This window comes from Chitinophaga sp. (assembly GCF_035564935.1).
Lineage (GTDB): Bacteria > Bacteroidota > Bacteroidia > Chitinophagales > Chitinophagaceae > Chitinophaga.
Genome location: NZ_DATMTE010000945.1, coordinates 1 through 11,167 on the forward strand (window position 1 = coordinate 1; position 11,167 = coordinate 11,167).

The window sequence follows — 11,167 nt, forward strand, 5'->3', positions numbered from 1 at the left end:
ACGGTAACTACTTTCAGGCGCGCGCCAGCCTTTACGGCATCCCTCAGCTGCCCCCTGCCGCCGCCGCCCATCTGCTGTATGGCTACACGGCAGCTGCTGCGGAAATAAACAGGGTCGGGGATATGATACCGGTAAAAGGCAAACTGTTTCTTTTTGGTATCTGCCACGGGGCATCCCTGGTACATATGCGCAAACACACCCTGTCCCCAGCCCGTTCCTATATAATCTTCTGTGCCGGTTCCCGCCAGTGTAGGATATTGCGTATCATCATCGAGATACATTTTTACTTCTCCCTCCCCAAACCAGGTGTTGCCGTATAGCGTATCTGCTATTACACTCATATTGCTGCCGAGGTAACGGCCTTTCCCTTTAATAACGGGAAGCACTTCAAAGTCATCGCCCAGTTTGGTTTGTTTGTTACTGCTCCAGTAAGCATGAAAATATAGCAGGTCTTTCTGCGGTTTCTTCAACACGGTAAGGTTCACATCATAAAACAGCAGGTGCGATTCCTTTGATTCATTCACCAGCACTATCCTTGCGTGTTTATTAAAGGGCATGGGAATATAGCAGTTGAACGACCGTCCTTCGGGATCGGAGAACAAGGCGCATTGAAAGGAGGTTCTCCGCCCCAGCCCTATGCCAAAGAAATCGCCCAAAGGCACGGATACGGCGGGTTTGGAGGCGCCTTCCCAGTACATATCGATATGAATGGACCGTAGCGCTTCCGGTTTATGCGAAGTAGTAAGCCAGATCCTGTTAATAACACCGGCGCCGCTGTAATCCACCAGGGTTACACTTCCGCCGGCTTTGAGCGTATCGCAGGCATGTCCTTTGGCGCCTTTATTTTCCATGCCGGCCTGCCCTTTGGCGCCGGAGCGGTTCTCGAAGCTGATCCAGCGCGTGTCTGCATCTGCGGGGAGTTTATACAGCTCCTGCGCCGCCAGGCTTAGTGGCAGGAGGATTAACATCATCAAAAATATTTTCATGCCGTTTATTTTATTACCATCCCGGGTTTTGAAGGAGGTTAGGATTCTTGTCTGTTTCAGATTTCAGCATGGGCCACAGGTAATGTTTCTTCTCAAAAACCCGGCGTTCAAAAACCGTTCTTTTAAAGAACGCAGGATCTGTTTTTGATTCCCCTGCATAAATATTCAGTCCATACATATTCCCATTGTCTGTTGTTTCGGAAATTTTCCAGCGATGGCAATCGAAGTAGCGGTGCGACTCAAACGCCAGCTCTATTTGTCTTTCGTGGTGAATACGCTCACGCATGTCATCCTTGCTTAAACCGCCCGGCAGCGCGGGCAGTCCGGAACGGTTCCTGATCAGGTTTACATATTTATACACATCCCCTACCGGGCCCTGTGCTTCATTGAGCGCCTCTGCATAGTTGAGGTATTGTTCTCCCAGCCTGAAAAAGATCCAGGTGCGCAGCGTTTTCTTCTCCTGTGGTTTAAAAACAAAATTCGGGTCAGATAATTTCTTTAGCAGGTAACCGGTTACACTATAGTTACCGCCACCGGCGCGTAACTTTCCATCTGCACCTTTAAACCAGAACTCCAATCCGCCGGTGCGTGTTTTCCATACCGATCCCGAAAAATTGATACTGGCATAGAACCTTGGCTCACGGCCCACATACATATTGCTGGTACCGGCTACATACAGGTTGTCGGGGCCGGGTGTATCTGTAAAGCCCGTTTCCGTATAACCCGATGCAGCGTTGATAACAGGTGTATGATCAGCAGTGTAGCCGGTGATCGGCCGCTGCCCGTTGGCCATTTCATACTGGTCTACAATATCCTGCGTGGGTGCATGTAAGGTAAAGCCGGCAAGACTCAGCGGCTCATTATAAACATCCAGGCCATCGTAAGTACCGTCGTTGTAAGCAAAGAATACTTCCTGGTTATTATTCATGTAGAATATTTCCTGGTAATTTTTTATAGGATTATTCCCGGGAGATGTATACAGCGCGTACCCCGCAGCCTGTGTTTGTTCGATACATGCCTTTGCAGCATCTGCGGCTACCTGCCAGCGGCTGGCATCGAAAGCGGGAAACAGCTGTACGCCTTCGTGGTCTTTTACATTTACATAATCGGGGTTGCCGTTAAATAAAGGGCTTGCCATATACAGCAGCACCCTGGCTTTCAGGGCCAGTGCAGCAGATTTTGCCGGCCTGCCGTATTCTGTTTCGGAAGTAATACGCGCAGGCAGCAATGCAGCTGCCTGGTCGCATTGCGATACGATATAGTCCACACATTTTTGCAGTGGCTGACGACGGATACTTTTGAAATCAGTATCCAGTGATATGCTGCTGTCTGCAATAGGTACAGGTCCGTATAGCCGTACCAGTAAGAAGTGATAGAAAGCCCGCAGGAAGATGGCTTCACCCTTCTGCCGGTCGCGCGCTTCTTTGGTGTAGAACTGGTCCAGCGGTACCTTGTCGATATTTTCAATAAAGATATTTGCTTTACGCAGGCCTGCGTAGTTCCGCGCCCATGGGTTGATCACGGTGGAGTTGGCATCCCATGCACCGGAGGTCATGCTGTTGCAGAACGATGGCGGATAGAATTGCTTCAGCTCATCGGCGGCGCCGTGAAAAGGATTGTCTTTGTTATCTGCCCATACCATTTCATCCGGCAGATGGGAATATACGTTGGTAAGAAAATTATTCGCGTAATCGCGGTTCGAGAATACATCCGCAATGGTCAGGTCATCGTCCGGCGCTTTATCCAGGAAATCTTTTTTACAGGATACTGCTGCCAGGAGAAGGAACAGGAACGCACTATATTTTGTGATCGTTTTCATCCTAATGATTTTAATGCTTTTAAAAATTTACCTGTACACCTGCGTTGACACTGCTTTGCAGCGGGTAAAGGCTTTCCCCGTTGTCTATTTCGGGATTTGCTATTCTGATATCGTCCCACACGGCGAGATTAGTACCGTTTACAAATGCGCGGATGCTGCTGATACCTACTCTTTTTGTGAGTGTTTTCGTAAACGTATACCCTATCTCTGCTGATTTCAGGCGCAGGTAGTTGCCGTTTTTCATATAAAGAGTGCTGGTTACGTAGTTGTTGGTGTTATTGATATCAATTACTGTTGGATACTTGGCGTTGGTATTATCGGCACCTGGTATCCAGCGATTATCGTATACTTCGCGCATTACGTTGTAATTGCCTACACCGCCTGAAAATGCGTAAGAGCTGCGGCCGCTGAGCAGGTAGCTCGTTTTGGCGGCGCCTGTAAAGAAGATGCTCATATCTATTCCTTTCCAGGCTACTGTACCCCCAAAGCCATACATGATTTCGGGGTTACGTGCGTAGCCGAAATAGGTTCTGTCGTCTGGCGTTATTTTACCGTCGCCGTTCAGGTCGCGGTACTTGATATCACCGGGGCGCGTTACCGATTGCAGGGTTGTTTGCGACGGACTTTTGTCGATGTCTGCCTGGTCTTTGAACAGGCCAATGGCTTCATAACCGAAGGGCCGGTCGATGCTTTGCCCCCGGCTGTTCTGGTAAGCCAGCGGCCTTACAGGAGAATCATCTTCCACTATTTCATTGTGGGCATAGGTGAAGTTGCCCTGTATGGAATAATAGAAGCCTGATTTTGTCCTGTTCTTGATTTCGATGTTTCCATCTACACCCTGGTTGTTCACTATTCCCAGGTTAGCATAGGGAATGATCCCTGCGGGGTAACCTGCTGATATGGGTATTTGTTGCCGTGCAATGAGGATGCCGTTCCTGCGTTCCTTGAAGGCATCTACGGTGAGTGTGATCTTGCCATTGAGCAGTTCCATATCTACCCCGATATTTCCTTTGGTAGCTACTTCCCAGGTAACATTCTGGTTGCCGATGCGGCTTTCCATGAAAGCGCCGGTCTGGTAGGTTTGGTTGGCGCCGAACATATAGTAGGGGTCCATCCAGGCATGGGCGGGGGCTTTGTCGATGGTTGTCTGGAACAGGAACCTGGCGCCGCCTATCTGGTCGTTGCCCACCTGTCCGTAAGAACCTCTTATTTTCAGGAAACTGATAATGTTTTTATTCCAGAAGTTTTCGTTAGACACCAGCCATCCTGCAGCAGCAGAAGGGAAAAACCCATAGCGTTTTCCTTTAGGAAAATTTTCCGAACCATTGTATCCCACGTTAAATTCCACGAGGTATTTTGAGCTGTAGTCGTAGGTAACACGACCGGCCAGTCCCTGCCGCCTGAAGGGAATATTGCCAATGGAATTTCCGGCCATCAGGTCTACATACTCCCGGCGGTTACCCAGTATCAGGCCGCCTACGCGGTGATCGCCAAAGGAGCGGTCGTAGTTGGCGGATACTTCCAGGTAAGCCGCACGGTTGGCGCCGGAGTTGGTGTAATATCCCAGCGCCTGTTCCGTTTTAATGAGCTGGTATTGATCCACCCCATTGGCATCGGGGCCGAGGTATTGATAAGAGGCCGGGCTTTTTACACGTACAGTGGTCATAGCGCCGTAGTAATCGTAGGCAAAGAGTCCTCTCAGTTTCAGTCCTTTTGTTACCAGCGAGGATAAGTCCCAGGTAGCGCCCAGGGAGCTTTGTATGGTATTACGGAACCGCTTCTGGTACCCTGTTTGTGTACTTTTTGTAAATGGATTTTCATTCAGGAAGGTACCTAAGCCGGGAATAGATCCGTTGGGATTTTTCACCGGGTAAGCGTTGTTGGGTGTCCATCTCAGTGCGTCAAACAATTCAGAGGCGCCGCCTTGTAAGCCAGGCGCGTTGCCGTTTTCGATGATACCACCAAGACTAAGATCCATCGTCAGGTTTTTGGAGAGATTGGCATCTACGTTTGATCTGAAGTTGTACCGTTTTAAGCTGGTGTTGGTTTTATAGGGAACGGATTTATCTTCTTTATAAAGTCCATCTACAAACGTATAACCAACGTTGGTATAATAACGGAATGTTTGGTTACCGCCCCTTACGCTGAGGTTATTGATAGTTTGAATGGTATGTTTTTTCAGCACCACGTCTATCCAGTCTACATCAGGATACAGGTAAGGGTCTGAATGGTCTTTGTATTTCTGTACCTGCTCATCCGTATAAAAGGGAGGCTTACCAATATTCTTCATGGCTTCATTCGCCAGGATAGCATACTCATAGCTGTTGATATATTTGGGGAAACGCATACCGGTAAGGCGGGCGGTTTCCGTACGGAAGGATACTATGGGTCTTCCCTCCGCTCCTCTTTTTGTATTGATGAGGATTACACCGTTGGCGCCGCGGATACCATAAACAGCGGTAGCCGACGCATCTTTCAATACGGAGAAGGTTTCTATTTCCTGCACGTTCAGGTTGTTCATATCGCGCTCAATGCCATCTACCAGGATGAGGGGCGATTTGTTGCCGGTGAAAGTACCGAGGCCGCGGATAAACACACTGGCCGCGTCGAAACCGGGTTCTGCAGAGTTTTGCCGCGTGATGATACCTGGCAGCCGCCCGCCAATGGCATTAGACAGGGACGCCGTGGACGATTGCTGCAGTTCACTCACCTTTACGGTAGATACGGCGCCGGTAACAGATACTTTCTTCTGTGTACCGAAGCCTACAATCACCACATCATTGAGCTTCTGGTTTTCGAGGTCGGGCAGCAGTTTTACGAGAATGGTTTTCCGGGTGCCGGGGTGGATGATCTGTGTTTTGTAACCGATGAAGGTAACAGACAGGGAATCATTTTCGTTGCCGATTTCTACCAGGAATTTCCCGTACACATCGGTAACTACGCCTTTAGAGGTTCCCAGTACTTTGATGGTAGCGCCCGGCAAGGCTTCGTCTTTTTCGCTGATCACTTTACCGGACAGTACCCAACTATAAGCGGCTGTTGGCGTGGTTGTTTTCTCTTCCGTCTTTTTTCTTTTTACGATAATGGTTCTGTCCAGCACTTCGTAGGTAAAAGGCTGACCGGCGAAGCACGCATCCAACGCCTTATCCACAGGAGATTTGGTTACTTCTACGTTAATGCGTTTGGCTTCGTTGAGATAGCGGGCGTCGTAAAAAAAGGTATAACCGCTTTGTTTGCTGATCTGCTGTAACACCTTTTTCAGCGGCGCGTTTTTCTCTGAAAGTGTGACCTCCTGCGACCAGGCCGTTGCACTGACCTGCAGGCAGATACCTGTTAAGAGTAGAGCAGTTAGTTTCATAACCAGGAGTACTTTGGAATGGTTGATAAAGCAATTCCATGGCACCGGTTTGGATAGGCGCAGATGGTCCTTGCGATGAATGATAAAATTCATACATTTGCGATGTTAAGGTTGAAGGATTTTATTGATACGAAGTCCCCATTAGCCTGACAGTAACCGGCAGCGTTCCCGCGCTTCCGGTTTTTTGTCTTTATTGCTTTTCTTATTTTGTCATGTAGATGTTCCTGTCGTTTATTTTATAGTGGATATTACTGGTGAGTTCCATCATCTTTAATACTTTCGAAAGACTCACATTCCTCGATATTTCTCCATTGAAATGGTAGTCTTCCATACCGGTATAATCGATATTTACGTTATACCAGCGTTCCAGCTGGCTTACAACGGTTTTCATATTGGTGTCGTCAAAAATAAATTTGCCGTTTCTCCATGCCAGCACTTCCTCCATATTCACCTCGGCGGCAAGCCGGATATCGCCCGTGTTCCTGCCCACGAGCGATTGCTGACCCGGCTGCAACACTTTGGTGTGTTTGCCTGCAGCGATGCGGATGCTGCCTTGTATTAATGTGGTAGCGATATTTTCTTCTTTCGGATACGACTGGATGTTGAAAGCGGTTCCCAGCACCTCCACCGAATGTTTACCGGAAACAACGATGAAAGGAGCTTTGGCATTTTTTACTATTTCGAGATAGGCTTCCCCGTTAATTTCCACTTTGCGGAAATTTCCGGTAAATGCGGCGGGAAAGCGGATAGATGACGCCGCATTAAGCCATACGTGTGATCCATCGGGCAGTATTACTTCGTATTCGCCGCCGTTGGGAGTGGCGATGGTGTTGTAGGTGATTTCTGTTGCGGTAGCTGCAGAAGCATCATATACCAACTGACCATTAGCGGATTTTTTTATCACCGTTTTACCCTGGTTGGCGATAACGCCGTTTTGCGCATCATCCAGTACAATGGTACTCCCATTTCCCAGTTGCAGGGTGGCTTTGCGACTGCCCGGTTCCACATCTGTGGTGTGGACTGCCGCCAGCGGCGGCTTCCTTTCTTTTACCAGCCGCAGCGCCCAGGCGCCGGCAATAGCCAGTACAAGTACAGCTGCTGCCCAACGCCATGTTCTCCACTTACTCATATATATATTTGCCGGTCCGGGTTTAATACCGGTGGCCAGGTACACTCTTTCAACAGATGCCTGCAGGCTTTCCTGATCCGCCTCGCTGCGCGTGATAGCTTCCAGTTGTTCACTGGAAAGCTCCCGGAATAACTGCCGGTTTTGTTCACTGGCCGCCAGCCAGGTGTTCAGCGTTTCCTGTTCTGTTTCATCCAGCTCACCCGATCGTTGCCGGTAAATGAGTTGCGCTATCCGCAATAGCTGTTGTACATCTTTTTCTTCCATAGAAAATAATAGTATGCAGCCATGATCCCTGTGACCACACATTACAGGGTCACGGACTGCATTGCTTAACGAAAAAAATTATTGACGTTATATAGTGGATACACTGCCCGGATCATTTCGGGTGAGTGGAGGAGAAAAAATTTTTTTAAGGGAGCTATTTTCCGGCGACTATTCCTTGTGAAGCGCCGCCAGTATTATTAAAGCAAAAGGCAGGATATCTTTGCCATGGAGTTTTCCTTTTACCAGTTCCAGTGCGCGGAACTTCTGGGATTTCACCGTGTTAACAGACACTTTTAATTCTTCCGCAATTTTGCGGTTGGGTAATCCTTCCAGGAAGCCGAGCTGGAATACCCGTTTCATCTTTTCAGGTAAACTGTTCACTGCTCTTAATATTTCCGCTTTCACTTCCGCGCGGATAATTTCGTTGGCGATGAAATCCGCTTCGCCGGCCATACTGGCGGCATAGGCATGATGACGGTATTGCAGGTTTTTCTCTTTTCTCAATTCATTGATACAGGCATTTTTTGCTGCAATGAACAGGAATGCCTTTATAGACTGAAAGGAACCTACTTTTTCGTGATCGTTCCATAACTTAATGAATGTTTCCTCCGCTACATCTTCCGCCACGGCATTGTTCACCACGATCCTCCTGGCGAAATTAGTGATCACCGCAAAATACCGGTTCATTATATAACGGAATGCTGTTTCATCGCCCTGTTGCAGACGGATCGCATAATATTCTTCGTTGATGATTTCAGTTGTTTTCATTAAATGACCTCACTTCTTTAAAAACCACCTGGTGGAGAACGGGAATACAGTGAGGTCAAATTATGATATCATCTGCTAAAAAAATTCAACGTGATTAGCAAATTTTGATACTATATTGGCATCGGCCTGTTTTATGGCTGAGAACGGAAAATGAGCTGTAGCAAACCAGCCACAAATCGTTTCATGGTTTCATCTTATCAAGGATCTCCTGCCATATCAGCCGTGCAATCTGCTCCTGCTCCACGGTGCGCAGCCGCTCCTTTACAGTCACCTTTCCATCTTCATTAAATTGCAGGCTGGCAGGCATAAAATCAAGTGTTTCGCTCTGTTCCGCATCCGTGGATACCCGGTAGGTGGTTTTCTCGTTCTCATAATCCACATCAATGTGAAAACGGTAAGGCTTGTTGTCGATATAAACGGTGATATCTGTAGTTTCCATATGCATTATTTTATGGTTCATTGATCACAAAAGATACACCAGCTTAACAGGCTGGTTAGGAAATCCGGGAATAATGTCATTTATTTACAACCCGCCGCCACAGTGAAGGCAGGCGATCATTTACCTGTAATTGTAATTAATGAACGTGAACAAACTGAACCCGGACCTGCTAAAGACCAAACAACATTTTGAAATATTAGACGGATTAAGAGGCATAGCCGCCCTTACAGTAGTTGTTTTTCATTTTATGGAAATAGTGTATACCGACTACAGTAAAAACTTTGTGGGGCACGGCTTCCTGGCGGTAGATTTCTTTTTCTGCCTCTCGGGGTTCGTGATAGGATACGCTTATGATAGCCGTATCGGGAAAATGGGCGTGATGCAATTCTTTAAGTCGAGGCTCATCAGGTTACATCCCCTCGTGATTTCCGGGTCTGTGCTGGGTCTGCTGGCACTTCTCTTCGACCCCTTCGGCGGCCAGCCTGAATTATACGGAACCGGTAAAATATTGTTGCTGTTCCTGGCCTCCGCGTTCCTCATTCCATGGCCGGTAATGGCCGACAGGGCGTTTAACCAGTTTGGCCTGAATGCGCCCGCCTGGTCACTGTTCTGGGAATATGCGGCCAACATTGTATATGCTTTTATTCTCTGTAAAATCAGCCGGCGATACCTGGTGATACTTGCCCTGCTGGCAGCTGCTGCTCTTTCCATAGTGGCGTATAAGGCCGGTAACCTGATGGGTGGCTGGGGAAAAGGCAATTTCTGGGATGGCGGTGCGCGTATCTTCTATTCTTTCCTGGCCGGCCTCCTGGTATTCCGTTTTAACGCGATCATTAAAAACCGTTTGGGTTTTGCCGGGTTATCGGTGTTATTGCTACTGGCGCTTGTAATGCCCTATTTTCAATGGAACTGGCTGGTGGAACTGTTAGTGGTATTATTTTATTTTCCCCTGTTGATAGCACTCGGCGCAGGCGCCACGCTCTCTACCGGGTTTAAAAAACTGTGTGTTTTTTCCGGTAAGATATCTTACCCGCTCTACATGACACATTATGCAGCCATGTGGATGTTCGGGAACTATTATGCCACCCACAAGCCGGGAACAGCGCAGCTCGTGATAATTATCACCGGCGGTACCATTCTTTTAGTGGGCTTTTCCTACCTGGTAATGGTGGCTTATGATATGCCGGTGCGGAAATATCTTACGGCGCGAAGGCGTAAATAGTGTTCACAAATTCCCGGATATCCGCGGCAAACAGTGCCGGCTGCTCCATGGCTGCAAAATGGCCGCCGGCCGGCATCTCTTTCCAGTAACGCACATTGTATCCCCGTTCAACGTATTTCCGCGCAGGAAAGCTTTGCGGATAAGGATAATGCGCTATGCCAACAGGTACGTTTATGAAATCATGTTCTCCAAAGTCCAGGGGTTCTTTCTGCACTTCACTGTACAAATGCATGGAAGCGTGAATTGTTTCTGTGATCCAGTACAGGGTCACATCCGACAGCAGTTCATCTTTCCTAAACAGTTGATCCAGCGTCATACCAGGGTCTGAAAAGCTCCGGAAAATCTGTAGGATCCATGCACATAGCCCCACAGGAGAATCATTCAGTACATAGGAAAGCGTGAGCGGCTTTGTGGTTTGTACCTGTGCATAAGCGCCTTCCCGCTGGAAGAAACGATACGTTTGCTGTTGCGCATCTGTTTCCTCTTTTGTGAGCTTTTCACCGGGTGGTATAAAAGGCTTATAATTAAAAGGAATGTAGTTCATATGCAGCCCCATCAGTTTTTCCGGGTATTGCATAGCCATCCGGGTGGAAATAATGGCGCCAAAATCGCCGCCCTGGGCAATGAATTGATGATAGCCCAGCTGGTCCATCAGCTTTACCCAAAGCTGCGCCATCAGCGATGTATTTACTCCTTCTTCCACCGGTTTACCTGAGAAGCCAAAACCCAATAGCGAAGGCACTACCACATCAAAGGGCGTTGTTGCGTTCCCTGTTAACTCAGGCAACGCTTTCAGCATTTCCAGGAAAGAACCGGGCCATCCATGGGAAATAATAAGCGGAATGGCATTGGGGTGTTTACTTTTTATGTGCAGGAAATGTATTTTATAACCATCTATTTCTGCTATAAAATTAGGCCAGGCATTAATGGCTGTTTCTGTTTTCCGCCAATCGAAATCTGCGATCCAGTAAGTGGCGAGTTCTTTCATGAAGGAAAGGTTCATCCCGTGTTCGTTACTTATGGCTTCCGGCCACCTGGTAGCGAGGATACGGGCTTTCAGATCGTCCAGTACCGGCTGGGCTACGTTTACCTGGAATGGTTGTATCATTTGGAGGCGTTTTGTACCGGGATGGTACAAAAAGAAAGCCGGGATGGGGAGGGGTTTTAAATTACCACTTTAAT

At 48.0% G+C, this 11,167-nt stretch carries 8 protein-coding genes; 1 reads left to right on the forward strand and 7 read right to left on the reverse strand.

The genetic code is table 11. From position 1 onward, the window contains the following. The 6 genes from VN105_RS24540 to VN105_RS24565 form a co-directional block, all read right to left on the reverse strand. Positions 1-986 (reverse strand): glycoside hydrolase family 172 protein (locus VN105_RS24540; RefSeq protein WP_325645204.1); only part of this gene is annotated, 986 nt, incomplete at its 3' end. A gap of 13 nt (positions 987-999) precedes the next feature. After that, positions 1,000-2,805, reverse strand: coding sequence for a RagB/SusD family nutrient uptake outer membrane protein (locus tag VN105_RS24545; RefSeq protein WP_325645206.1), 1,806 nt, complete (start codon positions 2,803-2,805; stop codon positions 1,000-1,002). A gap of 19 nt (positions 2,806-2,824) precedes the next feature. Next, positions 2,825-6,163 carry a TonB-dependent receptor gene (locus tag VN105_RS24550; RefSeq protein ID WP_325645208.1) on the reverse strand — a complete coding sequence of 1,113 codons (3,339 nt, stop codon included), beginning with the start codon at positions 6,161-6,163 and terminating at the stop codon, positions 2,825-2,827. Between the two features lie 202 nt (positions 6,164-6,365). Beyond that, positions 6,366-7,556 carry a FecR family protein gene (locus VN105_RS24555; protein WP_325645210.1) on the reverse strand — a complete coding sequence of 397 codons (1,191 nt, stop codon included), beginning with the start codon at positions 7,554-7,556 and terminating at the stop codon, positions 6,366-6,368. 168 nt (positions 7,557-7,724) lie between these two features. Beyond that, positions 7,725-8,324: an RNA polymerase sigma-70 factor gene (locus tag VN105_RS24560; protein ID WP_325645212.1), complete on the reverse strand. Its 600-nt coding sequence runs from the start codon at positions 8,322-8,324 to the stop codon at positions 7,725-7,727. 181 nt (positions 8,325-8,505) lie between these two features. After that, positions 8,506-8,763, reverse strand: coding sequence for a hypothetical protein (locus tag VN105_RS24565; RefSeq protein WP_325645214.1), 258 nt, complete (start codon positions 8,761-8,763; stop codon positions 8,506-8,508). A gap of 139 nt (positions 8,764-8,902) precedes the next feature. Here VN105_RS24565 and VN105_RS24570 point away from each other — a divergent pair, with 139 nt between their 5' ends. Continuing rightward, a complete protein-coding gene (locus VN105_RS24570) occupies positions 8,903-9,985 on the forward strand; it encodes an acyltransferase (RefSeq protein WP_325645216.1) in 1,083 nt (360 codons plus the stop codon). On the opposite strand, the gene VN105_RS24575 is transcribed toward VN105_RS24570, so the two are convergent. After that, positions 9,963-11,093: an epoxide hydrolase gene (locus VN105_RS24575; protein WP_325645218.1), complete on the reverse strand. Its 1,131-nt coding sequence runs from the start codon at positions 11,091-11,093 to the stop codon at positions 9,963-9,965. The two genes, VN105_RS24570 and VN105_RS24575, sit on opposite strands and share 23 nt — an antisense overlap. Between the last annotated feature and the right edge of the window lie 74 nt (positions 11,094-11,167).